The sequence below is a fragment of the Streptomyces venezuelae ATCC 10712 genome, from assembly GCF_008639165.1.
Lineage (GTDB): Bacteria > Actinomycetota > Actinomycetes > Streptomycetales > Streptomycetaceae > Streptomyces > Streptomyces venezuelae.
Genome location: NZ_CP029197.1, coordinates 4265311 through 4287853 on the forward strand (window position 1 = coordinate 4265311; position 22543 = coordinate 4287853).

Below are 22543 nucleotides of genomic sequence, written 5' to 3' on the forward strand. Positions count from 1 at the left end.
CATGAGCAACGACCAGTACTACGGCGGTCAGCCGTACGACCCGTACGCGAACGGCAACGGCAACGGGCAGCAGTCGCAGCAGGGCGCCGACGTCACACAGACGTGGGAGGGCCAGACCTGGGACACCCAGTACCAGCCGGCCGTCACCTACGAGCAGGTCCAGGCCGCGCGGGCGCAGCCCCCCGTCTCCTACGGGGGACAGGAGGCGGCGTACCAGCAGGAGCAGCAGCCGTACCCGCCGTACGCGCCCGAGCAGGACTCGTACGGGTCGCACGGCTCGTACGGGAACGGGGCCCCCGCCGCGTACTACGCGGAGCCGCAGCCGCATTCGGCGGAGGCGCCGGCCCCTGAGCCCGCCCCCGCCCCCGTCCCGGCCCCCGCCGCCGAGGCCGGGCCCGCGTACTCCTCGCCCACCACCTCCGGGAACACCCGCATTACCGACGCCCAGCGCGCCCGCGCCGAAGGCCGGTCGCCGATCATCGACCCGGGGATGCGGCCCGCCGCCCTCACCGCCGTCCTCGGCCTGCTGCTCGCCGGCGGCGCCGCCCTCGGCAGCTACGGGCTCCTCGTCCCGCTCGTGCTCCTCCAGGGCCTCACCGCCGCCGGCTGGTTCCGGCTCAACGGCATGTGGCCCGCCCGCCAGGGCATCGCCCTCGCCTTCGCCGGCGGCCTCGCCGCCGACGCCGCACTGCTCGCCACCGGCCGGGAGCACGCGGCCGCCGCGATCCTCGGCACGCTCGGCGTCTGGGTGCTGCTCTGCCTGGTCCTCCAGCTGCGCAGCCACGCCGACCCCGACGAGCGCATGTACGGCCTGATGGCCACCGTCGCCTCGGCGGCGCTCACCGTCATCGCCACCGGGCTCCTCGGCGCCGACCCCGACGCGGTCGTCGTCGGCGGGATCGCGGTCGCCGCCGCCGTCCTCGCCCGGGCACTCCCGCTGCCCGGCCCCGTCTCCCTCGTCGGCGCGCTGCTGGCATCGGCGGGCGCGGGGATCGCCGCCGGCGGCCTCACCGGCCTGGGCCCCTCCGGCGCGCTGCTCGGCCTCGGGGCCGGTGTCTGCGCCCTGGTCGGCCTGCGGGCGGCCGCCTACGACTACCCGTCCCGCTTCGTGCACATGACCGCCGGTGTCGCACTGCCGCTGACCGCCGCCGCGCCCGCCGTCTACCTGCTCGGCCGGGCCCTGGTCTGACCGCCCGCGCGGACCGCGAGGGAACCAACCGGCCCCCTGACACGTCGATCTTCGTGTCGGGGGGCCGGAACCTTTTCCGTACCCATCGGATCCTTTTCATCGGGGGGACGCACAGCCCATGCGAGCACTGCGGATTCTGTTGATCGTGGCCGTCGTGCTGGGCGGGGTCCTGGTCGGGATCGACCGGCTGGCCGTCTCATACGCCGAGGACGAGGCGGCGGGCCGGGTGAAGCTCCCCTCCGTGAACAGCGAATCCGTCGAGGTCGACATCAAGGGCTTCCCCTTCCTGACCCAGGTCGTGGACAAGCGGTTCGACGAGATCGACGTCACGGTCAAGGGCGGCTCCGCGCAGGCCGGCGACAAGCGCGTCCGGGTCGGCGAGCTGACGGTGGCCCTGCGGGACGTGACCGTGACCGGCGACTGGGCGGGCGCGAAGGCCGGCTCCGCGAGCGGGACGGCCCTCATCTCGTACGCGGACCTCACCGCCGCCTCCGACCGGGAGGCCGTCGTCGCGTACGGCGGCAACGGCAAGGTGAAGGTGACCGGCGGCGTGAAGGTCATGGGCCGCACCGTGACCCGCACGGTCCTGTCGACCGTGACCGTCGTGAACGGCGACACCCTCCGGGTCCGCGCCGACGAGGTGCCCGGCGAGGGCATCCCCGGCATCGAGGACCTGGTGCGCGCCCGCACCGACTTCGACCGCCCGATCGGTGTGATCGCCGGCATGAAGGTGGAGAAGGTCGAGCCGCGCCCGGACGGCCTCGCCATCTCCGTGAGCGGCAAGGACGTCGTCCTGGCGGGCTGACGGGCGGGCCGGCGGGCGGGCCGAGGGGTGGGCTGGGCGGACGGCCCGGCGGGCGGGCTGGGCGGACGGCCCGGCGGCCCCGGAAGGCCACCCGCGCGGCCCCTGCGTGTACCCATTGGTCACATGCTGAGACACCGCTGTCCGACCAGCAGAACCAGAACCGGACGCCTCGGTACGGAGGCGTCCGGAGCCCTCCCGCGTCCTGATCGCGTCTCGCATCTCGGACGATCGCGTCTCAAAATACGACACACCGGTGACACGGCCGCCTGTCCGTCCCTACGATCGTGGGCATGAAGCGACAGGCGGAACTCACGAAGCGGCGGGCAGTAGACCTGTGCCGCGTCGCCGCCATGCTCTGTCGCTCCGTCTGAGCGGGACCCACCACTCCCGTATTCCTCAGGCCCTCCGACCGAGGTCGGGGCCGCCCCGTGTAGCCGTACGCACGTCCCTCACGCACGTCCGCTTGCCCGACACGCCGTCCGACGAGTCACCCGACGAGCCGCCCGCGACGAGGCGTACCGCTCCACACCCGCACACCCGCACCACACCGCCGCACACTGCCCCGGAGGAGAACAACATGGCTCGCAGCGACGTCCTGGTCGACGCGGACTGGGTCGAGGCCAACCTCGACAACCCGCAGGTCGCCATCGTCGAGGTCGACGAGGACACCTCGGCCTACGAGAAGAACCACATCCGCAACGCCATCCGGATCGACTGGACCCAGGACCTCCAGGACCCGGTCCGCCGCGACTTCATCGACCAGGAGGGCTTCGAGAAGCTCCTCTCGGCGAAGGGCATCGCGAACGACACCACGGTCGTGCTCTACGGCGGCAACAACAACTGGTTCGCCTCCTACGCCTACTGGTACTTCAAGCTCTACGGCCACCAGGACGTGAAGCTCCTCGACGGCGGCCGCAAGAAGTGGGAGCTCGACTCCCGCGACCTGGTCGACGGCTCCGCCGTCCCCGCCCGCCCGGCCACCGAGTACAAGGCCAAGGCCCAGGACTCCTCCATCCGCGCCTTCCGCGACGACGTCGTGGCCGCGATCGGCGCCCAGAACCTGGTCGACGTCCGCTCGCCCGACGAGTTCTCCGGCAAGCTGCTCGCCCCGGCGCACCTCCCGCAGGAGCAGTCGCAGCGCCCCGGCCACGTGCCGAGCGCCCGCAACATCCCGTGGTCGAAGAACGCCAACGACGACGGCACCTTCAAGTCGGACGACGAGCTCAAGGCCCTCTACGAGGACGAGCAGGTCGACCTGGCGAAGGACACCATCGCCTACTGCCGCATCGGTGAGCGCTCCGCGCTCACGTGGTTCGTCCTGCATGAGCTGCTCGGCGTCGAGAACGTCAAGAACTACGACGGCTCGTGGACCGAGTACGGCTCCCTCGTCGGCGTGCCGATCGAGCTCGGCGCCAACAAGTAATCCCCGGATCCTCCCTCCTCCGGACCCCTCGACGTTAAGGACAGAACGACATGTGTGGAGCGCAGCCCGGCGGCCCCGACGCCTCGACGATCAAGCCCGGTGAGACCACCATCCAGGGCTTCGTGACCAAGGACGGCCAGCCCGTCACCGGTTACGTCCGCCTCCTGGACTCGACCGGCGAGTTCACGGCCGAGGTCCCGACCTCCGCCACCGGCCAGTTCCGTTTCTACGCGGCCGAGGGCACCTGGACCGTCCGCGCCCTGGTCCCCGGCGGCACCGCCGACCGCCAGGTCGTGGCCCAGCACGGTGGCCTGGCCGAGGTCGCCATCGCGGTCTGATCCGCGACACCGAACCGGCCGAAGGGCCGTGCCTCCTGGGGGGTTGGACGCCATTTCCAGGACTTGAGGCACGGCCCTTCGGTCGTACCCTGAAGGTGTGTACGCACGCCGTCGGCACGTCTACTTCTGGATGATGGGCGCCTGCCTGGCCCTCTTCGTGGGCGCCTGGGCGGTCGTGCGCCTCTTCTCGATGCCGGTGGCGATCGGCATGTGCGTGGTGGCCATGGTCATCCCCCCGATCGCCGCGATGGCCGCCAACCGAAGAGGCCCCGAGGACCGCTGGTGGGACGACCCTTCGGGGGACCCGAAGTCGGACGAGTGGTGGGACGAACTCGACGGCAAGAAGCGGCGGGGGCCGTAGCGGGGGCGGTGTGGGGGCGCGTTGGAGGGCGGCGGGGAGTAGGCCCTTCCGGGTCAGTACCGGGTCAGTAGACGAGGGCCTGGGTCTCGTCCGACATCGCTTCCTGGACGAAGACCTGGGCGCCGGCGATGCGGAAGCCCTCCAGGAGGTCCTTCTCCTCGATGGCGCGGCGCGCCGCGCACTGCGTGCAGACCGTGATGCGGCCGCCGGCCGCCAGGATTCCGTCGATCAGGTCCGGGAGCGGCGCCGCGTGCGGGAGGTCGAACTCCGCCGCCCGGCCCGGGAGGGCGAACCACGAGGACTCGCCGGTCAGCCAGAGCGAGACCTCGACGCCACTGGCGGCGGCGACGGCCGCCACCGTGAAGGCCTGCGAGCAGCGTTCGGGGGCGTCGGCCCCCGCGGTCACCTTGATCACGAGCTTCTTCGGCATATGCCGAACTGTAATGCTCGGCGCCACAACCCTTGGAGTCCCCCGCGGGTCTGCTGGGTGCGCGGATGACGGAATCCGCGCTTCAGGTCTCGTGGGGGGACTTTTGAGCATCGAAGAAACTATCCAAAATCCGGAAACGGCACCGCCGCCGGACCCGGCCGAGGCGCCGGACCCCGTCGCCGTCCCGCCTCGCCGTCGTGTTCTCCGTACCGTCGGGCTGATCGCCGTCGCCGCCGTGCTCGGGCTCGTCGGCGGGACCGCCGTCGGCTACCGCATCCAGGCCGACCGCGAGCCCACCGCGCTGCCGCCGCTGAACCAGCCCGGTCTCGCGTACCCGGCGAAGCCGCTCCCGAAGGGCGAGGAGCCCGCGCCGCTGTCCGCGGCGGAGGACCGCCAGGTCAAGACGGACGGCGACCTGCGGAAGCTGCTGGTCCCGCGACCGGCGGGGGCGCGGGCCGACGGCCCGGACGGCTGGCAGTCGCTGGCCGGGTACGTCAACGGCTTCACCCGGCCCGAAGGCGCGCTGGAGTTCCAGCTCGACCAGGGCGTCCGGCGCATCGCCACGCGCGCGTGGCGCGTCGGCGAGTACAAGCGCGTGGAGGTCAACCTCGTGCAGTACCGCGCCAGCTCCGGCATCGGCGCGCTGGAGCACGTGGAGAGCCAGCAGCGGATCGCCATCGGCCAGTCGAAGTCGGACTCCCTCGGGAAGTCGGTGCGGGGCTCGGAGAACGGGCGCTACTTCGTCTACCCGGTGGAACGCCGGGCGGGCTACCTGGACCTCTACGAGGCCCGCGCCTTCATCCAGCGCGGCGACATCGCGATCACGATCCTGATGTCCGACACACGGAAGATCACCGAGAGCGAGATCCGTTCTCTGGCCGAGCGGCAGCTGGGGCGCCTGTGAGTGAGAAGTCGGGGAGCCGCACACGGCGGATCCTGAAGAACGCGCTGGTCTCCGTGCTGGTCCTGGGGGCCGTCGGCGGTGGAGTCGCCTACACCGCCGTCACCGCCGACGGCGCCGACCGGTCCGCGCCCACCGACCCGTGGGCGGATCCGTCCGTGACCGCGACGCCCGCCGACCCGGCGGCCGGTGCCGCGCGGGGCCGGGCCTCCACCCCGCTGAGCAAGCTCCTGCTGCCCGTACCGGAGGGTTACGTCCTCGGCGCGGACATCGCGGGGTACGGGAACGACGACGAACTGCCCGCCAAGCAGGCCGCGGCCCTCCTCAAGGAGTCCGGCAGGGGCTTCTACGGCAAGAAGCGCCGCGAGTACGAGGAGGCGGTCGACCGGCTCGGCATCCAGGGCATGGCCATGCGCTCGTACGCCCAGCAGGACAGCAGCCTTCAGGCCGAGGTGCTCATCCTGCGGATGAAGGACAAGAAGAAGGTCCGCGAGTTCTTCGAGGTCCGCAAGGAGATGTCCGAGCTCCTGGAGCTGCGCAAGGGCCCGAAGATCAAGGAGTACGCGCGGACGTCCGCCTGCTACCTCGGGCCCAAGCCCGAGAAGCCGGAGACGTACGGGGACGAGGAACGGAGTCCCGTGCTCCAGGCCATGATCTGCTCGGCGTACGACGGCGAGGTCATGGTCACCGTCACGGCGTTCGGCGCCCCGCCCTTCGAGGACAAGGACGTGGCCGGCCTTGTCGAGAAGCAGCTTCGCCACATCGCGTCCCCGGGGGAGTACGTATGACCGAGCAGTTGACGACCGGAACCGCCTCCCAGCCGGAGACCGACGAGCCGAAGGCGCCCGAGGCGCAGGCACCCGGGGCACAGGCCCCCGAGGCACAGGCGCCCGAGGCACAGGCACCCGCGACGGAGGCGCCCGAGACGGCCGCCGCGGCCGTCTCCGCCGCGCCCCGGCGGTCCCGCCGTGTCCTGTGGGCGGTGGCCCGCTGGACGGCCGCCGTCGTCGTGTGCGGCGGCGTCGGTGCCGGTACCGCCGCGGGGATCACCGCGCTCGACCGGAACGACGTACCCGGTCTCGCGACCGAGAGCGACGGCCGCTGGGACTACCCCGAGCTCCGGCTCCCCGCCCTGCCGGCGGACCGGCCGCGCCCCTTCACGGAGGGCAACGACGGCGAGATCCACCACGCCGACCTGCGCGAGCTGTTGCTGCCCGCACCGGTCGGCGCCACGCCCGACCCGAAGCTGAACGGCGGGTTCGTGTCCACGGACGCGTACCTGGCGCTGTACGGGAAGGAGTCCCGCGGCGAGCTGAAGCGGCACCTGGCGGACTCCACCCTGCGGCACGTCGCCGCCCGCGGCTGGACCACACCCGACGGCACCAGGACCAGCATCCACCTGCTGCGCTTCAGCTCGGTGGCGTACGCGGGCGCGTTCAAGGACGAGGCGCTGGAGGCGGACGGGATCTACGGCCCCAAGGCACTGCCGGACGGGGTGGCGGGCGCCGTCCTGGAGTCCTTCGCGGACGACGTCTCCGTACCGGACACGAGCCTGTACGCGTACCACGAGAAGAAGCCGTACGGCCCCGAGCAGACCCGCTGGGCCTACGTCCAGGCCGGTGACACCCTCGCGCTGATCACCCAGACCCGTCGGGGCGAGGCCCTCGTCGTGCCGTTCCAGCAGACCGTCACCCTGCAGAACCAGCTGCTCGGGTAGTCACAGCGCGCGAGACCCACCTCACCGAGTGGGCCGGGCACCCTCCTACTAAGCTGGGGTCCGGCCCGTTCCGCCTTCACCGCTCAGTCGAGGAGCACTCCGTGATCATTTTCTTCGAGGTTCTGCTGGCCCTGGTCTGTGTCGGCGTGCTCGCCTTCACCGGTCTGGCCGTGAAGAAGCTGTACCAGGGCCAGCGCTAACCACTTCGAGAGAACGCCAGAGCTGCTCATGATCGAGATCCCGTCCGACCTCAACCCGGACCTCGTCCCCCTCGCGTTCCTGCTGGGCACGTGGGAGGGCGCGGGCGTCTCCGACTTCCCCGGCGCCGAGAAGTGCAACTTCGGCCAGTCCGTGACATTCAGCCACGACGGCCGGGACTTCCTCGAGTACACGTCCCACTCCTGGGTCCTGGACAACGAGGGCAACAAGGTCCGCCCGCTGGAGAGCGAGAGCGGCTACTGGCGCATCGACAAGGACCGCAAGGTCGAGGTCGTCATGGTCCGCGACCAGGGAATCGTCGAGATCTGGTACGGCGAGCTCGCCGACCAGAAGCCGCAGATCGACCTGGCGACCGACGCCGTCGCCCGGACCGCGGCCTCCGGCGCGTACTCCGGTGGCAAGCGCCTGTACGGCTACGTGAAGAGCGACCTCATGTGGGTGGGCGAGAAGGCGACCCCCGAGGTCCCGCTGCGGCCGTACATGTCGGCGCACCTGAAGAAGGTCGTGACGCCGGAGGAGGTCGCGGAGATGGCCCGCAACCTGCCCGACATGCCGGACGACGGCATCGCCTTCTTCCGCTAGAACCTGGGTCGGCGCGCCGCGCCCTCCTACACTGGGGGGCGTGGTGAGCACCGACTGGAAGAGCGACCTGCGGCAGCGCGGCTATCGGCTGACGCCGCAGCGTCAGCTTGTCCTGGAGGCGGTCGACGCGCTGGAGCACGCGACGCCCGACGACATCCTCGTCGAGGTCCGCAGGACCGCGTCCGGGGTGAACATCTCCACCGTCTACCGGACCCTGGAGCTCCTCGAGGAGCTCGGTCTGGTGAGCCACGCCCATCTGGGGCACGGGGCGCCGACCTATCACCTCGCCGACCGGCACCACCATCTGCACCTGGTCTGCCGGGACTGCTCCGAGGTGATCGAGGCGGACGTCGAGGTGGCGGCCGAGTTCACCGGAAAGCTCCGCGAGACCTTCGGCTTCGAGACGGACATGAAGCACTTCGCGATCTTCGGCCGGTGCGGGGAGTGCGCGCAGAAGGCCGCCGCCGACCGCGCCCCCGAGAACAGCGGCGGCACGTCGTAGGCTCGTCACCATGAAGAGCCCTCTGCTGTCCCTGCCCGGCGCCGTCGCCGCCGAAGGCCGCGACGAAGGCGTCGCCGCGCACTACGGCGACCTGTTCCGTGAGCAGCGCGCCCTCGCCGACGGACACGGTTTCGTCGACCTCTCCCACCGCGGTGTCGTCGCCGTCACCGGTGACGACCGGCTGAGCTGGCTGCACCTGCTCGTCACCCAGCACATGACCGATCTGGCGCCCGGGCAGGCCACCGAGGCGCTGATCCTCTCCGCGAACGGGCACATCGAGCACGCCCTGTACCTCGTCGACGACGGTGCGACGGTCTGGGCGCACGTCGAGCCGGGGACGCGCGAGGAGCTCGTCGCGTACCTGGAGTCGATGAAGTTCTTCTACCGCGTCGAGGTCGCCGACCGTACGGACGACTTCGCGGTCGTCCACCTCCCGGCCGGCTCCATCGCCGAGGTCCCCGAGGGAGCCGTCGTACGGGAGACCCCGCACGGCCGTGACCTGTTCCTGCCCCGGGCCGACCTGGAGTCCTTCGCGGGCTCGCACGGGCCGGCCGCGGGCGTCCTGGCGTACGAGGCGCTGCGGGTCGAGGCGCACCGGCCCCGGCTCGGTTTCGAGACCGACCACCGGACCATTCCGCACGAGGTCGGGCTCATCGGCAGCGCCGTGCACCTGCAGAAGGGCTGCTACCGGGGTCAGGAGACGGTGGCCCGGGTGCAGAACCTGGGGAAGCCGCCGCGCCGTCTGGTCTTCCTGCACCTGGACGGCAGCGAGGTGCTGCTGCCCGGGCACGGCACTCCGATCCGGCTGGCCGCCGACGGTGAGGAGGGCCGCCAGCTCGGCTTCGTGACGAGCTCCGTCCGCCACCACGAGCTGGGGCCGATCGCCCTGGCCCTGGTGAAGCGGAACGTGCCGGTGGACGCGCCGCTGGTCGCCGGGACGACGGCGGCCGCGCAGGAGACGGTCGTCGAGCCGTAGCGTCCCCCCGGCAGGTCCCCTGGCAGCGGGCGGCTGTCAGGTCCGGCAGAGGCCGGGCCCCGGCCGCCACCGGCCGGGCTTCGTCAGACGTCGATCAGCACCGTGAACGGGCCGTGGTTCGTGAGCGAGACGCGCATGTCCGCTCCGAAGCGGCCCGTTTCCACGTGGGCGCCCAGTTCGCGCAGCCGGGCCACCACCTCGTCGACCAGGGGCTCGGCCACCGGGCCGGGGGCCGCGGCGTTCCAGGTGGGGCGGCGGCCCTTGCGGGCGTCGCCGTAGAGCGTGAACTGGGAGATGACGAGCAGCGGCGCGTTCACGTCCGAGCACGACTTCTCGTTCTCCAGCACCCGGACGGACCAGAGCTTTCTGGCCAATTGGGCGGCCTTCTCCGGGGTGTCGTCATGGGTCACCCCGACCAGCACACACAGCCCCTCGCCGGTGATCTCACCGACGGTCTCCCCTGCGACGACGACGCTCGCGCCGTCCACCCTCTGCACCACTGCACGCATGCGCACCAACCTACCGAGCCGATACGGGTAGGGGCCGAACGGGTGCAGAGCGCCTGCACGCGCGCGTGCAGGAGTGGCACCATGCGTGTCAGGCGGTGCGCCTCCGCACCGGTCGAGGGGACGAATCTGATGAGTGCACCTGGCACCGGGCCCACGCCGTCCGGTCCCGTACCGCTGACGCGGGCCGGCGGCTCGGCCGCCACCCGCCCGCCCGCGCAGCGGACCGCCGAATCCGCCCTGCCGGACCGGGCCCGGCCGGAGCTCGGCGCGCTGCGGCTGCCCGAGCTGCGCACGCTGCGCCGGGAGGCGCAGAGCGACGAGGCCGACCTGAGCTACGTGCGGCGGATGCTCCAGGGCCGGATCGACATCCTGCGGGCCGAGCTGGCGCGGCGGACCGATCCGGAGGCCCCGGTGCTCGACCGGCTCTCCGAGATCCTGGCCGACGTGCCGTCGCGGCACCGCAGCTCCGCCCGGCACGTGACGCTGTCGACGCCGCGCGGCGAGGAGTACCGGCGGCTGGCGGCCGAGATGCTGTCGGAGGTGGAGCTGTCGGACCTGACGGCCCGTACGGACGAGGAGCTGCACGCGGCGATGGGCCGGCTTGCGGGGTACGAGCAGCAGATCTCCCGGCGCCGGCACCACCTCCAGCGGACCGCCGACGACTGCAGCGCGGAGATCGCCCGCCGCTACCGGGAGGGCGAGGCCCAGGTCGACGACCTGCTCGCCTGACGGCGGCCCGGCGCCCGGAAAAACTCGCGTGCGGGTCCGCCGGGGCGCTGCGTAGGGTCGGAGGATGAGTGTCGACGTACGCGCGGTGACGGAGTCCGAGTTCCCCGACTGGCAGCGTGCCCTGCGCACCGGGTTCCTCAACCCGCCCGTCGTGACCGACGCGGAGGTCGCCGACCGGCTGCCGCACGTCGACCTGGCCCGGACGCTCGGGGCGTACGACCGCGGCCGGACCGTCGCGACCTTCCGGTCCTTCCGGCAGGAGGTCAGCACGGTCGGCGGCGGCAGCCTCACCGCCGACGCGATCACCCAGGTCACCGTCGCCCCGACGCACCGCAGGCGCGGCCTGCTCAGCCGGATGATGGGCGCCGACCTGGCCGCCGCGCGGGAGCGGGGCGACGCGATAGCGACGCTGATCGCCGCCGAGTACCCGATCTACGGGCGTTTCGGTTTCGGCCCGGCGAGCTCGACCGCCGAGTGGAGCGTGGACGTGCGGCGCGCCGGGCTCGACCCGCGCCGGTCGGGCCGCCCCGGGGACGGCGGCCGGATCGACCTGACCGACGCCGACGAGATCCGCAAGGTCGGCCCCGAGGTGTACGCGAGGCTCGCCCGGGTGCGTGCCGGGGTGACCGACCGCACCCCGCGCGGCTGGGACGTCGGCACCGGCCGTGGCGTGTCGAACGAGCCGTGGCGGGAGCCCTATTACGCGATCTACCGCGCGGAGTCCGGCGAGGTCGAGGGGTACGTGGCCTACACGGCCGACGACAAGTGGGACGACGCCAAGCAGCCGATGAACACGGCGACCGTGCGGGACCTGATCGCCGTCACCCCGGCCGCCGAGCGCGCCCTCTGGCACTTCCTCTGCTCCATCGACTGGATCGGCACGGTCCGCTCCGGCTACCGGGCGCCCGACGACCCGCTGCCGCTGCTCCTGCCGGACCCGCGCGCCGCGAAGCTGCTGACGTACGCGGACATGCTGTGGGTCCGGGTCCTGGACCCGGTCCGGGTCCTGGAGAGCCGTGCGTACCCGGTGGCGGACGGTCTGGTGCTGGACCTGCGGGACGGGGACGGCTTCGCCGGCGGGCGCTACCGGCTCGACGCCTCTCCGGACGGGGTCTCCTGCGCGCGTACGGACGCGTCGGCCGATCTGGCCTTCGACATCGCCGAGTTGGGCGTGCTGGCCTTCGGTGACGAGTCGGCGGTACGGCTCGGCCGGCTCGGGCGCGTCGAGGAGCTGACGGCGGGCGCCGCGGCCCGCGCCGACCTGCTGTTCCGGACTCCGCTGCGGCCCTTCTCGCCCGACATCTTCTGAGGTCTGCCCCGGGTCAGCGGGTGCGGAGGCGGAAGAGGAAACCCGAGGCGGTGACGGCGAGGGCCAGCAGACCCGCGCACCAGCCGAGCGCGATCCACGGTGAGTTGCCGACCGGCTGGTCGAGGAGCAGGCCGCGCATCGACTCGATCAGCGGGGTCACCGGCTGGTGTTCGGCGAAGCCGTGCAGCCAGCCGGGCATGGTGTCGATGGGCACGAACGCGCTGCTCGGGTAGGGGAGGAACATCATCGCGAAGGTGACCGCCCCGGCCGCCTCCGGCGTCCTGGTGAGCAGGCCGATCGCCGCCGACAGCCAGGACACGGCGGTGATGTAGGCGAGCAGCAGCCCGATCGCGGCGAGCCAGCCGCCCGCCGAGGCGGCCGGGCGGAAGCCGATGGCGAAGGCGGCGCCGAGGACGAGCGTGGTCGAGAGGGCGTTGCGGGTGACGGAGGCGGCGACGTGCCCGGCGAGGAAGGAGGTCCCGCCGACGTCGAGGGTGCGGAAGCGGTCGACGACCCCGAGCCGCATGTCCTCGCTGACGGAGAGGGCGGTGCCCGCCGCGCCGAACCCGGCGCAGAGGACGAGCACGCCGGGGACGACGTAGGTGACGTACCGGGTGCCGGTGTCGATGGCTCCGCCGAAGAAGTAGACGAAGACCAGCATCAGCATGATCGGCAGCATCATCGAGGTGATGACGGCGTCGAGGTTGCGCCGGCTGAGGCGGATGCCCCGCCCGGCGAGGGTGGTCGTGGCGGTGAGGGCGCCGGTCGGCGTGTCAGACATGGCTGGGTTCCTTGTCGGCGGTCAGGGTCAGGAAGACGTCGTCGAGCGTGGCCGTGTGCAGGGTGAAGCGGGCGATGTCGCGGCGCCCGGGGTCGAGCGCGTCGAGCAGTTCCCTGACGTGGGCGGCGCTGCCGTCGGTGGGGACGCCGAGGGTCAGGGCCGCGGGGTCGTGGGTGGCGGTGGGGCCCGCGAGGGTGGTGAGCCGTAGGTAGGCCTGCTCGTCGGGGGCGACGAGGTCGAGGCGGTGGGCGGCGTAGCGGGCCTTGAGCGCGGCGGGGGTGCCCTCGGCGAGGGTGCGGCCCTTGCCGAGGACGGTGATCCGGTCGGCGAGCCGGTCGGCCTCCTCCAGGTACTGGGTGGTGAGGAAGACGGTCGTGCCGCCGTCGGAGAGTTCGCGGACGATCTCCCACAGTTCCTGGCGGCTGCGCGGGTCGAGTCCTGTGGTGGGTTCGTCGAGGAACATGACCTGGGTCTCGCCGGGGCCGCGGACGAGTCCCGCGGCGAGGTCGAGGCGGCGGCGCATGCCGCCCGAGTACGTCTTGGTGAGGCGGCCGCCGGCCTCGGTGAGGCCGAAGCGGTCGAGGAGTTCGGCGGTGCGGCGGGCGGCGGCGGGGCGGGTGAGACCGGAGAGCCGGGCGGCGGTCCAGAGGTTCTCGGCGCCGGTCTGGTTCTCGTCGACGGCGGCGAACTGGCCCGTGAGGCTGATCGCGCGGCGGACCCGGGGGCGTGCGGTGACGACGTCGTGCCCCGCCACGCGCGCGTGGCCGGCGTCGGGGGTGGTGAGGGTGGCGAGGATGCGGACGGTGGTGGTCTTCCCCGCGCCGTTGGGGCCGAGGAGGGCGAAGACGGTGCCGGGCGCGACCTGGAGGTCGAGGGCGTCGAGGACGCGGAGGTCCCCGTAGTTCTTGGTCAGGCCGGTGGCTTCGATGGCCGGAGGCATGGGCGGACTCCCTGGGTGGCGGGGGTGATTCCCGGTTGGACGGGGTGACCCCACGGTCGGGCGGGGGTGGTCCCCGGGTGGACGGGGTGACCCCCGATCCCCGGCATGGCGGAACGTTCAGCCGTACTGCGTATGCTGTACGCGTTACTGTGTAAGGGTTACGCATTACTAGGATGGGCGTCAAGCGTGCGAGGTGGCCGGGAGGCGGCGGGTTGTGACGAACGGCGAGGAACGGACGGGCCGGAGTGAGCGGCCGCCGGGCCGGGCCGACGGCGGGAGCTTCCTGCCGCCGGCCATCGAGGCGGCCTGGGGGCTGCGGGAACGCCCCTCGAAGGGCCCCAAGCCCGGCCTGACCCTGGACCGGATCGTCGCGGCGGCCGTCGCCCTCGCCTCCGCGGAAGGCCTCGGCGCCGTCTCCATGGGCCGGGTCGCCAAGGAGCTCGGCGCCTCGACGATGTCGCTCTACCGGTACGTCTCCGCCAAGAGCGAGCTGTACGTCCTGATGCAGGAGGCAGCCACGGGCGCCCCGCCCGCCTCGCTCTGCCCGCCCGGCACCGGGTGGCGCGAGGCGCTGGAGGCCTGGGCCTGTGCGATCCGCGAGGTCTATCAGCGCAACCTCTGGCTGCTGCGGCTCCCCGTCTCGGGCCCGCCCGCGACCCCGAACCTGGTCGCCTGGTGGGAGAAGGCCCTCGTCGCCCTGGAGGGCACCGGTCTCGACGCCGGCACCAAGATCTCGGTGACCCTGCTGGTCGGCGGCTTCGTCCGGAGCGACGCCCTGGTCATGGCGGACCTCGCCGACGTCATCGCCGCGGGCGACGCGGCACCCGACGAGGTCATCGCCCGCTACGGCCGGACGCTGCGGCGGCTGGCCGACCCGGGGACGTACCCCGAGGTGGCGAGCATGCTCGACTCGGGCGTGATGGACGTCGCCGACGCCCCCGACACCGAGTTCCGCTTCGGTCTCGACCGCATCCTGGACGGGATCGCCGTACTCGTGGAAGGACGTGCCTCATGACCGGGCCGGATTCCCGTCCCGCCGCCCCAGGGCTGCGCGAGCGGAAGAAGGAGCGGACGCGCCAGGCGCTGTCCGACGCGGCCGTCGCGCTCTTCATGGAGCGCGGCTTCGACGCCGTCTCGGTCGCCGAGGTGGCCGCCGCCGCCGAGGTCTCCAAGCCGACCCTCTTCCGGTACTTCCCGGCCAAGGAGGACCTGGTCCTCCACCGGTTCGCCGATCACGAGGACGAGTCGGCGCGGGTGGTGACCGCCGGACTCCGCGCCGGTACGGCCCCGCTCGACGCGCTGTACGCCCACCTGCTCGACGGTCTCGACCGCCGCGATCCGGTCACCGGACTCTGCGACCACCCGGCGGTCCTGTCGTACCTGCGGCTGCTCTACGGCACGCCCGCCCTGGTAGGCCGGCTCCACGCGTACCGGATGCGGTCGGAGGCCGCCCTCGCGGACGCGCTGGCCGCCGCCGGTGCGGAGGGCTCCGAGGCCGCCGATCCGCTCGTGGCGCGGCTCGGCGCCGGGCAGATCGTGGCCGTGCTCGGGGTGCTCGCGGAGGAGAACACCGGCCGGATCGCGGCCGGTGAGACGGCCGACGAGGTGGCGGCGGACGCGGTGGCCGCGGCCGGGCTCGCCTTTCGGGTGCTGCGGGAGGGGCTGCCGTACTGAGCGCGTACCGATCGCACCCCACCGATCTGTGATCGGGTAAAAAATGTAACCCAGTAACGTTATCGGCTAGGCTTGCCGGAATGACGTCACTGGACCTTGAGCTCGCCCGCGAACGCTCCCACCACGACGCCTGCCGCGCCGCCCTGGCCCGGATGACCGAGGACGTCGCCGAGCAGGTCGTCACCGGCGAGGACACCGCCGCCTCCGGAGCCGACGCCGAGGCCCTCGGCCGGCATCTGCGCAGCCGCGCCAAGGAGATGCGCGAACAGCCGCCCGGACCGCTGTTCTTCGGCCGCCTCGACCTCGACGACGGCCGCACCCACCACATCGGCCGCCGCCGCATCGGCGAGGACCCCGCCGCCCCGCCGCTCGTCGTCGACTGGCGCGCCCCCGTCTCCCGCGCCTACTACCAGGCAGGACCCCGCGACCCGCAGGGCGTCCTGCGCCGCCGCCGCTTCGGCTGGGCCCCGTACAGCCAAGGCGCCTCCGAGGACCTCACCGCCCTGGAGGACGAGCAGCTCACGGCCGGCGGGCAGGCGACGGTCAGCGCCCTCCTCGCCGGGGAGATCGAACGCCCCCGGGTCGGCCCGATGCGGGACATCGCCGCCACCATCCAGCCCGAACAGGACGACCTCGTACGCTCCGAGCCCGCCGCCTCCCTCTGCGTCCAGGGCGCACCCGGCACCGGCAAGACCGCCGTCGGCCTGCACCGGGCCGCGTACCTCCTCTACACCCATCCGCAGCGCGTGCGCCGCTCCGGACTGCTCGTCCTCGGACCGCACCGCGCGTTCCTCTCGTACATCTCCGAGGTGCTGCCCTCGCTCGGCGAGACCGGGGTCCGCCAGGCCACCCTCGACGACGAGATCGCCCGCCACCCCGTCCGGGCGGAGGACACCGACACGGCGGCCCGGATCAAACACGACGCCCGGATGGCCGGGGTGCTGCGCCGCGCGCTCTACGGCAGGGTCGACCCGGCCCCGACCGAAGACCTCGCCGTCCCCGACGGCTCGTACCACTGGCGGCTGCCGGCCGGACAGCTCGCCGCGATCGTCGCGGACGTACGGCAGGAGGCCCCGCCCTACGCGACGGGCCGCGAACGCGTCCGCGCCCGGATCGTCCGCGCCCTCCAGCTCCGGGCCGAGCGCCGGTGGGGGCCGATGGGCGCCGCCTGGGCGCGGCGGATCGAGCGGGCCCGGGCGCTGACCGCGTTCCTCGACGCCTGCTGGCCGAAAGTCACCCCCGAGGAGGTCCTCGCGGGCCTCCTCACCGACCCCGACGACGGGGCGCTCGACGCGGCCGAGCGGGCCGCGATCCGCTGGGCGCGGCCGCCGCGCTCGTACCGCTCGGCCCGCTGGACCGCCGCCGACCTCGTGCTCCTCGACGAGCTCGCCGGTCTGATCGAACGGCCCGAGGGCTACGGCCATGTCGTCGTCGACGAGGCCCAGGACCTCTCGCCGATGGAGTGCCGGGCGATCGCGCGCCGCACCGAGTTCGGGTCGCTCACCGTCCTCGGCGACCTCGCCCAGGGCACCACCCCGTGGGCGGCCCGCGACTGGCACGAGCAGCTCGCCCACCTCGGCAAGGCCGGGGCGCCCGTGGTGCCGCTCACCCTCGGCTACCGGGTCCCGGCGGCGATCGTGGAGCTCGCCAACCGGCTCCTTCCGCAGCTGGGCGTGGACGTTCCGGCGGGCCGCTCCGTCCGGAGGGACGGCGAGGTGACCGTCCGCCGGGCGCCGGAGCTCCTGGCCGGCACGCGCCAGGCCGTCCGCGAGGCGCTCGCGGCCGAGGGCTCGGTGGGGGTGATCACGACCGACACCCTGGCCGGGCCGGTGGCGGACGCCCTGCGGGGGTGCGGCGCCGGGGAGCGGGTGACGGTACTGCCCGCGACGGTCGTGAAGGGCCTGGAGTTCGACCACGTCGTCGTGGTCGAACCGGCCGCGATCGTGGCCGCCGAGGCCCGGGGACCGAACCGGTTGTACGTGGCGCTGACCCGGGCGGTGTCACGGCTGACGCTGGTGCACGCGGCGGACCTTCCGGAGTGGCTGGGAGGTGTCCCGCGGGTCGGTCCCGGCGCGTGACGGATCGGGGTTCGTGGTGGCGGTGACGGTGGTGGCCGTGGCGGTGGGCGTGGTGGTGGTGGCCGTGGCGGCGGGCGTGGTGGTGGTCGGGCGCAGGACCAGGAAGGCGAGGGCCAGGGCGGCGAGGAGCAGACCGGTGCCGACGGCGAAGGCCAGGTGGTAGCCGCCGGTCAGGGCCTCGGCGGCGGGCCGGCCGGCCTCGGTGAGGGACTCGGTGCGGGTGGCGGCCAGGGTGGAGAGGACCGCGATGCCGAGTGCCATGCCGATCTGCTGGGTGGTGTTGAAGAGACCGGAGGCGAGGCCCGCGTCCCGCTCCTCGGCGCCCGACATGGCGAGCGAGGTGAGGGCGGGGAGCGCCAGGCCGAAACCGGCGGCGAGCAGCATCACGGGGAGCAGGTCGGTGACGTAGTCGGCGTGGACGGGGACGCGGACCAGCAGGCCGAGCACGCCGACGAGCAGGGCGAGGCCGGTGAGCAGGACGTTCCGCTCGCCGAACCGGGCGATGAGGCGGGCCGAGACGCCGAGCGAGACGGCGCCGATGACGGCGGCGGCCGGGAGCATCGCGAGGCCGGTCGCGGCGGCGCCGTACCCGAGGACCTTCTGCAGGTAGAGGGCGACGAGGATCTGGAAGGAGAACAGCGCGGCGACCATCAGCATCTGCACGGCGTTGGCGCCGGAGACGCTGCGCGAGCGGAGGATCCGCAGCGGCATGAGGGGGTTCGCGGCCTTCGCCTGGCGGACGAGGAAGCCGGCGATGAGGGCGAGGGCGAGGGCGCCGAGGCCGAGGGTGTGCGCCGAACCCGCACCGTACTCCTCGATCTTGACGACCGCGTAGATCCCGGTCATGAGGCCGCCGGTGACCAGCACGGCGCCGAGGACGTCGGCGCCCGCGCCGAGCCCGGCGCCCCGGTCGGAGGGGAGCGCGCGGAGGGCCACGAGGAGGGTGGCGAGACCGATCGGCAGGTTGATGAAGAAGATCCAGTTCCAGGTGAGGGCGTCGGTGAGGACGCCGCCGAGGACCTGGCCGAGGGAGGCGCCGGCGGCGCCGGTGAAGCTGAACACGGCGATGGCGCGGGCGCGTTCGCGCGGCACGGTGTAGAGCGTGACGAGGATGCCGAGGCCGACGGCGGAGGACATCGCGCTGCCGACGCCCTGGAGGAAGCGGGCGGCGACGAGGACGCCGGGGGAGGCGGCGATCCCGGCGAGGAGGGAGGCGGCGGTGAAGATCCCGGTGCCCGCGAGGAACATGCGCTTGCGGCCGACGAGGTCGCCGAGGCGGCCGGCGAGGAGGAGGAGCGAGCCGAAGGCGATCAGGTAGGCGTTGACGACCCAGCTGAGGCCGACGGGGGTGAAGCCGAGGTCGCTCTGGATGGCGGGCATCGCGACGGTGACGATGCTGCCGTCGAGGATCGTCATGAGCATGCCGGTGGCGAGGACGCCGAGGGCGAGTGCGCGGGAGGGGGCGGGGGTGGGCACGGTGATCACTCCTGTTCGGTGGAGCCGACAGGAGTGACGTTAGCAGAAGGTTTTGTTGCAGACTATTTTTTACGGGAGGAGTTCGGGGTTCTGGGCGGGCCCTGGCCCTGCCGGCATGGCGTCCGACGGCCCCGGTCCGGCCTCAGCCCCGCTGCCGCGCCCGACGGGCCGACCTCGGGCTCTCGACGGGGGTCTCCAGATGGCCGGTGACCAGCAGGTTCAGGGCGCGCAGCAAGGCGGCGCGCTCGGCGCCGGGGAGGGAGGCGAGGGCGCTCTCGTGCACCCCGTCGACGATCCGCTGGCTCTCCGCGGCGACCCGGGCCCCCGCCTCGGTCACGGCGATGATCCGCGCCCGCCGGTCGGTGCTCGACGGCCGCCGCTCGGCGAGCCCGGCCTTCTCCAGGGCGTCGACGGTGACGACCATGGTCGTCTTGTCCATGTCCCCGATCTCCGCGAGCTGCGCCTGCGTCCGCTCCTCCTCCAGCGCGTGCACGAGGACGCAGTGCATCCGCGGGGTGAGCCCGATCGCGTCGAGCGCGGCGGTCATCCGGGTCCGCAGGACGTGACTGGTGTGGTCGAGGAGGTACGAGAGATCGGGTTCGGTACGGGCGGGCGCCATGGCTGTCATGCCTGCCAGGGTAACGAGAACCGATCCGTCACGGATTATCGGAAAGCGGATGAATTCTTTGGGTGAGGATGGCCCCATGGTCCCCACGGTCACGCCCCTCCTCTTCCTGGACGTCGACGGCCCGCTGATCCCCTTCGGGGCGAGCGGCCGGGAGTACCCGACGTACGCCCCGCGCCCGCCGCGCGCCGTGAGCCCCCTCCTCGCCCGGCTCGACCCGGCTCAGGGGCCGCGACTAGCGGCACTGCCGTACGAGCTCGTCTGGGCGACGACCTGGGAGGACGACGCGAACACCTGGATCGCCCCGCGCCTCGGGCTTCCGGCGCTGCCGCTCGTCCGGTGGCCGGAGGACGGGCCCGAACCCCCGGTCGGGGTGCACTGGAAGACGCCCGGCCTGGTGGCGTGGGCCGACGGGCGGCCGTTCGCCTGGGTGGACGACGAGATCGGCGCCGCGGACCGGGCCTGGGTGGCCGCGCACCACCCGGGTCGGGCCCTGCTCCACCGGGTGGACCCCCGGCAGGGTCTGACCTCCGGGGATTTCCTGCGGCTCGCGGGGTGGGTGGGGTGAGGGGCCTCGGTGCAGGTCTGCTCGGGTGTGTTGGGTGATACGAGGGGCCGCCCCGTGACTTCTCGTGTCATCTGCCAGTGCGGCTCGGTGGGGTGCGCGGTGGAGACTCCCGGCGTGCGGGGCAACAGGCCCGCACAGTCCAGTACATGACGGGGAGTCACATGAGCGTGCAGCAGTACGACGGGATCGGCGAGGCCTTCGAGGGGTTCAAGGCCCTGCCGCTGACGCAGTACGGCGAGGTGCCGAGTTTCCTGGGTCTGGTGGGGGACGTGCGCGGCGCGTCCGTGCTCGACCTGGCGTGCGGAACCGGCTTCTACAGCAGGGAGTTCAAGCGGCGCGGCGCCTCGGACGTCCTCGGCGTCGACATCTCCGGCGAGATGATCGCCGCCGCCCGGGACATCGAGCGGCGCGACCCGCTGGGCGTGCGCTACGACGTCGGCGACGTGGCCGAACTCGCCCTACTCGACCGGCGCTTCGACATCGCCCTGGCCGTGCAGTGTCTCAACTACGCCCGGGACATCGCCGAGATGGAGCGGATGTGCCGCAACATCCACCGGAACCTGGTGCCCGGCGGCCACTTCTTCCTGCTCGCCCAGAAGCCCGACTACGCCTTCGACTGCGCGTCCCTCGAGACGTACGGCTTCCGCTGCGAGCCGCTCCCCGGGGACGTCGAGACGGGGACGCGCGTGCGGATCACGGCGCTCGTCGAACCGGAGCCGATCACCATCGTCTCCGCCGCCCCGCGCCGCGAGGTCTACGAGGACTGTCTGCGGGCGGCCGGGTTCGGCGACATCGAGTGGGTTCCGCTGCGGGTCTCCGAGGCCGGCCTCCGGGAGTTCGGCGAGGACTTCTGGGCGGATCTCGTCGCCCACCCGCCGCTGGAGATGCTGCGCTGCCGCGCCTGACCCGCCGGGCGGCCTCCCCCGCGAAGGGGAGGACGCCCGGGCCCGGCCGGGGTTACGACGTGCGGGGCTGGGTGAAGCGGAGCATGTTCCCGGCCGGGTCACGGAAGGCGCAGTCGCGGACGCCGTACGGCTGGTCGACCGGCTCCTGGAGGACCTCGCCGCCGGCCGCCCTGACGTGCTCGAAGGTGGCGTCGACGTCCTCGGTGGAGAAGATCACGCCGCGCAGCATGCCCTTGGCGAGCAGCTCGGCGACGGCCTGGCGGTCGGCGGGGGTGGCGTTGGGGTCGGCGAGCGGCGGTTCGAGGACGATCTCGACGTCCGGCTGCGCGGGGGACCCGACGGTGACCCAGCGCATGCCTTCGAACCCGACGTCGTTGCGCACCTCCAGACCCAGGGCGTCGCGGTAGAAGGCGAGGGCCTTGTCGTGGTCGTCGACGGCGATGAAGCACTGCGAGAGCTTGACGTTCATGCGATCGACGCTACGGCCGGGTGCCGGATTCCGCTTCTCCGAAACTGACCGATGGGGGCTCAGGGCTTCCGGACGGGCCGCGTACGGACCTTCGCGACGCACGCCGGGATCGCGGCCCCGTCCGCGTGCGTGCGGGCCCGGTAGGAGGACGGGCTCTCGCCGACGAGTTCGGTGAAGCGGGAGCTGAACGACCCGAGCGAGGTGCATCCGACGGCGAAGCAGACGTCGGTGACGCTCAGGTCACCGCGCCGGAGCAGGGCCTTGGCCCGCTCGACGCGGCGGGTCATGAGGTAGCTGTACGGGGTCTCGCCGTAGGCGGCGCGGAAGCTGCGGGCGAAGTGGCCGGTCGACATGAGGGCGACGGCGGCGAGGGCGGGTACGTCGAGCGGGAGCGCGTAGTCCCGGTCCATCACGTCCCGGGCCCGCCGCAGCCGCACGAGGTCTTCCAGCGTCACGCCTTCCAGCATGGCACGCCGTCGTACGGACGGGGCGGGGCCGGGCGCGGGCGGTGGAGGCGCCCCGGGAAGGCGACTCTTGCTAGCGGTTGCTTGCAATAGTTAGCAAAGGCTGGCATGGTCGGGGCATGGCATCGCTCAACGTCGGCAATCTCGGTGACTACCTCCGCGAGCAGCGGAGGACCGCGCAGCTGTCCCTGCGGCAGCTCGCCGACGCCGCCGGGGTGTCGAACCCGTACCTGAGTCAGATCGAGCGCGGGCTGCGCAAGCCCAGCGCCGAGGTGCTGCAGCAGGTCGCGAAGGCGCTGCGGATCTCCGCCGAGACGCTCTACGTACGGGCCGGGATCCTCGACGAGAAGGAGCGGGACGAGCTGGAGACGCGCGCCGTCATCCTGGCCGATCCCTCGATCAACGAGCGGCAGAAGCAGGTGCTGCTCCAGATCTACGACTCCTTCCGCAAGGAGAACGCCGCCGAGGCGGCCGAGGCCGCCGAAGCGGCGGCGGAGGCCGCCCCGGCCGACGCACCCGATGCCGAACGCCCCTGAGCCAGCCGCTCGCTCGTACGCCACATCCGGGAGGACC

Annotated in this window: 28 protein-coding genes; 20 read left to right on the top strand and 8 right to left on the bottom strand. The window is 72.8% G+C overall.

Annotation, left to right across the window (positions count from 1 at the left end):
• Window position 1: 1 nt before the first annotated feature.
• The 6 genes from DEJ43_RS19610 (at window position 2) to DEJ43_RS19630 (ending at window position 4116) form a co-directional block, all read left to right on the top strand.
• Window positions 2–1189 (top strand): hypothetical protein, encoded by a 1188-nt coding sequence (locus tag DEJ43_RS19610; protein WP_015035118.1) that lies wholly within the window; start codon window positions 2–4, stop codon window positions 1187–1189.
• A 118-nt stretch (window positions 1190–1307) separates the two neighbouring features.
• A complete protein-coding gene (locus DEJ43_RS19615; protein WP_015035119.1) occupies window positions 1308–1994 on the top strand; it encodes an LmeA family phospholipid-binding protein in 687 nt (228 codons plus the stop codon).
• Between the two features lie 290 nt (window positions 1995–2284).
• On the top strand, window positions 2285–2365 hold the full coding sequence (locus DEJ43_RS38780; protein WP_352021666.1) for an Ms5788A family Cys-rich leader peptide: 81 nt from the start codon (window positions 2285–2287) through the stop codon (window positions 2363–2365).
• 206 nt (window positions 2366–2571) lie between these two features.
• On the top strand, window positions 2572–3417 hold the full coding sequence (locus DEJ43_RS19620) for a sulfurtransferase (RefSeq protein WP_015035120.1): 846 nt from the start codon (window positions 2572–2574) through the stop codon (window positions 3415–3417).
• Window positions 3418–3467: 50 nt separating this feature from the next.
• Complete coding sequence (locus tag DEJ43_RS19625; protein WP_015035121.1) at window positions 3468–3755, top strand: DUF1416 domain-containing protein; 288 nt, start codon at window positions 3468–3470, stop codon at window positions 3753–3755.
• A gap of 97 nt (window positions 3756–3852) precedes the next feature.
• The gene (locus tag DEJ43_RS19630; RefSeq protein ID WP_015035122.1) at window positions 3853–4116 is read left to right on the top strand and encodes a DUF3099 domain-containing protein; all 264 of its coding nucleotides are present in this window, start codon (window positions 3853–3855) and stop codon (window positions 4114–4116) included.
• A gap of 64 nt (window positions 4117–4180) precedes the next feature.
• Here DEJ43_RS19630 and DEJ43_RS19635 read toward each other — a convergent pair whose 3' ends face one another.
• Window positions 4181–4546, bottom strand: a complete 366-nt coding sequence (locus tag DEJ43_RS19635; RefSeq protein ID WP_015035123.1) for a DsrE family protein — start codon at window positions 4544–4546, stop codon at window positions 4181–4183.
• 103 nt (window positions 4547–4649) lie between these two features.
• On the opposite strand from DEJ43_RS19635, the gene DEJ43_RS19640 reads away from it, so the two are divergent.
• The 6 genes from DEJ43_RS19640 (at window position 4650) to ygfZ (ending at window position 9443) form a co-directional block, all read left to right on the top strand.
• Window positions 4650–5450 carry a hypothetical protein gene (locus tag DEJ43_RS19640; RefSeq protein WP_202490778.1) on the top strand — a complete coding sequence of 267 codons (801 nt, stop codon included), beginning with the start codon at window positions 4650–4652 and terminating at the stop codon, window positions 5448–5450.
• Window positions 5447–6235 (top strand): hypothetical protein, encoded by a 789-nt coding sequence (locus DEJ43_RS19645; protein WP_015035125.1) that lies wholly within the window; start codon window positions 5447–5449, stop codon window positions 6233–6235. The genes DEJ43_RS19640 and DEJ43_RS19645 overlap by 4 nt, the downstream gene beginning before the upstream one ends.
• On the top strand, window positions 6232–7164 hold the full coding sequence (locus DEJ43_RS19650) for a hypothetical protein (RefSeq protein ID WP_015035126.1): 933 nt from the start codon (window positions 6232–6234) through the stop codon (window positions 7162–7164). The genes DEJ43_RS19645 and DEJ43_RS19650 overlap by 4 nt, the downstream gene beginning before the upstream one ends.
• 228 nt (window positions 7165–7392) lie before the next feature.
• Window positions 7393–7965 (top strand): heme-binding beta-barrel domain-containing protein, encoded by a 573-nt coding sequence (locus DEJ43_RS19660; RefSeq protein ID WP_015035127.1) that lies wholly within the window; start codon window positions 7393–7395, stop codon window positions 7963–7965.
• Window positions 7966–8005: 40 nt separating this feature from the next.
• The gene (locus DEJ43_RS19665; protein ID WP_015035128.1) at window positions 8006–8467 is read left to right on the top strand and encodes a Fur family transcriptional regulator; all 462 of its coding nucleotides are present in this window, start codon (window positions 8006–8008) and stop codon (window positions 8465–8467) included.
• A 10-nt stretch (window positions 8468–8477) separates the two neighbouring features.
• Window positions 8478–9443, top strand: coding sequence for a CAF17-like 4Fe-4S cluster assembly/insertion protein YgfZ (gene ygfZ / locus DEJ43_RS19670; protein ID WP_015035129.1), 966 nt, complete (start codon window positions 8478–8480; stop codon window positions 9441–9443).
• Window positions 9444–9526: 83 nt separating this feature from the next.
• On the opposite strand, the gene dtd is transcribed toward ygfZ, so the two are convergent.
• On the bottom strand, window positions 9527–9952 hold the full coding sequence (dtd, locus tag DEJ43_RS19675) for a D-aminoacyl-tRNA deacylase (RefSeq protein ID WP_015035130.1): 426 nt from the start codon (window positions 9950–9952) through the stop codon (window positions 9527–9529).
• A gap of 129 nt (window positions 9953–10081) precedes the next feature.
• On the opposite strand from dtd, the gene DEJ43_RS19680 reads away from it, so the two are divergent.
• Complete coding sequence (locus tag DEJ43_RS19680) at window positions 10082–10681, top strand: RsiG family protein (protein WP_015035131.1); 600 nt, start codon at window positions 10082–10084, stop codon at window positions 10679–10681.
• Between the two features lie 64 nt (window positions 10682–10745).
• Window positions 10746–11990 (top strand): GNAT family N-acetyltransferase, encoded by a 1245-nt coding sequence (locus tag DEJ43_RS19685; protein WP_015035132.1) that lies wholly within the window; start codon window positions 10746–10748, stop codon window positions 11988–11990.
• 13 nt (window positions 11991–12003) lie between these two features.
• On the opposite strand, the gene DEJ43_RS19690 is transcribed toward DEJ43_RS19685, so the two are convergent.
• Both DEJ43_RS19690 and DEJ43_RS19695 read right to left on the bottom strand, forming a co-directional pair.
• On the bottom strand, window positions 12004–12771 hold the full coding sequence (locus tag DEJ43_RS19690; protein ID WP_015035133.1) for an ABC transporter permease: 768 nt from the start codon (window positions 12769–12771) through the stop codon (window positions 12004–12006).
• Window positions 12764–13711: an ABC transporter ATP-binding protein gene (locus DEJ43_RS19695; protein WP_015035134.1), complete on the bottom strand. Its 948-nt coding sequence runs from the start codon at window positions 13709–13711 to the stop codon at window positions 12764–12766. Before DEJ43_RS19695 ends, DEJ43_RS19690 begins: the two co-directional genes overlap by 8 nt.
• Window positions 13712–13925: 214 nt before the next feature.
• Here DEJ43_RS19695 and DEJ43_RS19700 point away from each other — a divergent pair, with 214 nt between their 5' ends.
• The 3 genes from DEJ43_RS19700 to DEJ43_RS19710 all read left to right on the top strand — a co-directional run bounded on the left by DEJ43_RS19700 (window position 13926) and on the right by DEJ43_RS19710 (window position 17463).
• Entirely contained in the window at window positions 13926–14726 is an 801-nt protein-coding gene (locus DEJ43_RS19700) for a TetR/AcrR family transcriptional regulator C-terminal domain-containing protein (RefSeq protein ID WP_015035135.1), read from the top strand.
• Window positions 14723–15385, top strand: coding sequence for a TetR/AcrR family transcriptional regulator (locus DEJ43_RS19705; protein ID WP_015035136.1), 663 nt, complete (start codon window positions 14723–14725; stop codon window positions 15383–15385). The genes DEJ43_RS19700 and DEJ43_RS19705 overlap by 4 nt, the downstream gene beginning before the upstream one ends.
• Window positions 15386–15465: 80 nt before the next feature.
• A complete protein-coding gene (locus tag DEJ43_RS19710; RefSeq protein WP_015035137.1) occupies window positions 15466–17463 on the top strand; it encodes a HelD family protein in 1998 nt (665 codons plus the stop codon).
• Here DEJ43_RS19710 and DEJ43_RS19715 read toward each other — a convergent pair.
• Window positions 17386–18885, bottom strand: a complete 1500-nt coding sequence (locus DEJ43_RS19715; RefSeq protein ID WP_078508896.1) for an MFS transporter — start codon at window positions 18883–18885, stop codon at window positions 17386–17388. The genes DEJ43_RS19710 and DEJ43_RS19715 overlap by 78 nt on opposite strands.
• Window positions 18886–19081: 196 nt before the next feature.
• Window positions 19082–19567, bottom strand: a complete 486-nt coding sequence (locus DEJ43_RS19720; RefSeq protein WP_015035139.1) for a MarR family winged helix-turn-helix transcriptional regulator — start codon at window positions 19565–19567, stop codon at window positions 19082–19084.
• A 76-nt stretch (window positions 19568–19643) separates the two neighbouring features.
• Between DEJ43_RS19720 and DEJ43_RS19725 the strand changes: the two genes are divergently transcribed.
• Window positions 19644–20132 (top strand): HAD domain-containing protein, encoded by a 489-nt coding sequence (locus DEJ43_RS19725; protein WP_015035140.1) that lies wholly within the window; start codon window positions 19644–19646, stop codon window positions 20130–20132.
• Window positions 20133–20293: 161 nt separating this feature from the next.
• Window positions 20294–21037, top strand: a complete 744-nt coding sequence (locus DEJ43_RS19730; RefSeq protein WP_041662706.1) for a class I SAM-dependent methyltransferase — start codon at window positions 20294–20296, stop codon at window positions 21035–21037.
• A gap of 52 nt (window positions 21038–21089) precedes the next feature.
• Here DEJ43_RS19730 and DEJ43_RS19735 read toward each other — a convergent pair whose 3' ends face one another.
• Both DEJ43_RS19735 and DEJ43_RS19740 read right to left on the bottom strand, forming a co-directional pair.
• Entirely contained in the window at window positions 21090–21506 is a 417-nt protein-coding gene (locus DEJ43_RS19735; RefSeq protein WP_015035142.1) for a VOC family protein, read from the bottom strand.
• 59 nt (window positions 21507–21565) lie between these two features.
• Window positions 21566–21973, bottom strand: coding sequence for a helix-turn-helix transcriptional regulator (locus DEJ43_RS19740; RefSeq protein ID WP_015035143.1), 408 nt, complete (start codon window positions 21971–21973; stop codon window positions 21566–21568).
• 116 nt (window positions 21974–22089) lie between these two features.
• Here DEJ43_RS19740 and DEJ43_RS19745 point away from each other — a divergent pair, with 116 nt between their 5' ends.
• The gene (locus DEJ43_RS19745; protein WP_015035144.1) at window positions 22090–22506 is read left to right on the top strand and encodes a helix-turn-helix domain-containing protein; all 417 of its coding nucleotides are present in this window, start codon (window positions 22090–22092) and stop codon (window positions 22504–22506) included.
• Window positions 22507–22543: the final 37 nt, after the last annotated feature.

Excerpts from the sequence above, each read along its gene's own strand:
- DEJ43_RS19610 (WP_015035118.1), top strand. The coding sequence starts at position 2 with ATGAGCAACGACCAGTACTACGGCGGTCAGCCGTACGACCCGTACGCG.
- DEJ43_RS19615 (WP_015035119.1), top strand. The coding sequence starts at position 1,308 with ATGCGAGCACTGCGGATTCTGTTGATCGTGGCCGTCGTGCTGGGCGGG.
- DEJ43_RS38780 (WP_352021666.1), top strand. The coding sequence starts at position 2,285 with ATGAAGCGACAGGCGGAACTCACGAAGCGGCGGGCAGTAGACCTGTGC.
- DEJ43_RS19620 (WP_015035120.1), top strand. The coding sequence starts at position 2,572 with ATGGCTCGCAGCGACGTCCTGGTCGACGCGGACTGGGTCGAGGCCAAC.
- DEJ43_RS19625 (WP_015035121.1), top strand. The coding sequence starts at position 3,468 with ATGTGTGGAGCGCAGCCCGGCGGCCCCGACGCCTCGACGATCAAGCCC.
- DEJ43_RS19635 (WP_015035123.1), bottom strand. The coding sequence starts at position 4,546 with ATGCCGAAGAAGCTCGTGATCAAGGTGACCGCGGGGGCCGACGCCCCC.
- DEJ43_RS19650 (WP_015035126.1), top strand. The coding sequence starts at position 6,232 with ATGACCGAGCAGTTGACGACCGGAACCGCCTCCCAGCCGGAGACCGAC.
- DEJ43_RS19660 (WP_015035127.1), top strand. The coding sequence starts at position 7,393 with ATGATCGAGATCCCGTCCGACCTCAACCCGGACCTCGTCCCCCTCGCG.
- ygfZ (WP_015035129.1), top strand. The coding sequence starts at position 8,478 with ATGAAGAGCCCTCTGCTGTCCCTGCCCGGCGCCGTCGCCGCCGAAGGC.
- dtd (WP_015035130.1), bottom strand. The coding sequence starts at position 9,952 with ATGCGTGCAGTGGTGCAGAGGGTGGACGGCGCGAGCGTCGTCGTCGCA.
- DEJ43_RS19680 (WP_015035131.1), top strand. The coding sequence starts at position 10,082 with ATGAGTGCACCTGGCACCGGGCCCACGCCGTCCGGTCCCGTACCGCTG.
- DEJ43_RS19685 (WP_015035132.1), top strand. The coding sequence starts at position 10,746 with ATGAGTGTCGACGTACGCGCGGTGACGGAGTCCGAGTTCCCCGACTGG.
- DEJ43_RS19690 (WP_015035133.1), bottom strand. The coding sequence starts at position 12,771 with ATGTCTGACACGCCGACCGGCGCCCTCACCGCCACGACCACCCTCGCC.
- DEJ43_RS19695 (WP_015035134.1), bottom strand. The coding sequence starts at position 13,711 with ATGCCTCCGGCCATCGAAGCCACCGGCCTGACCAAGAACTACGGGGAC.
- DEJ43_RS19705 (WP_015035136.1), top strand. The coding sequence starts at position 14,723 with ATGACCGGGCCGGATTCCCGTCCCGCCGCCCCAGGGCTGCGCGAGCGG.
- DEJ43_RS19710 (WP_015035137.1), top strand. The coding sequence starts at position 15,466 with ATGACGTCACTGGACCTTGAGCTCGCCCGCGAACGCTCCCACCACGAC.
- DEJ43_RS19715 (WP_078508896.1), bottom strand. The coding sequence starts at position 18,885 with ATGCTCATGACGATCCTCGACGGCAGCATCGTCACCGTCGCGATGCCC.
- DEJ43_RS19720 (WP_015035139.1), bottom strand. The coding sequence starts at position 19,567 with ATGACAGCCATGGCGCCCGCCCGTACCGAACCCGATCTCTCGTACCTC.
- DEJ43_RS19725 (WP_015035140.1), top strand. The coding sequence starts at position 19,644 with ATGGTCCCCACGGTCACGCCCCTCCTCTTCCTGGACGTCGACGGCCCG.
- DEJ43_RS19730 (WP_041662706.1), top strand. The coding sequence starts at position 20,294 with ATGAGCGTGCAGCAGTACGACGGGATCGGCGAGGCCTTCGAGGGGTTC.
- DEJ43_RS19735 (WP_015035142.1), bottom strand. The coding sequence starts at position 21,506 with ATGAACGTCAAGCTCTCGCAGTGCTTCATCGCCGTCGACGACCACGAC.
- DEJ43_RS19740 (WP_015035143.1), bottom strand. The coding sequence starts at position 21,973 with ATGCTGGAAGGCGTGACGCTGGAAGACCTCGTGCGGCTGCGGCGGGCC.
- DEJ43_RS19745 (WP_015035144.1), top strand. The coding sequence starts at position 22,090 with ATGGCATCGCTCAACGTCGGCAATCTCGGTGACTACCTCCGCGAGCAG.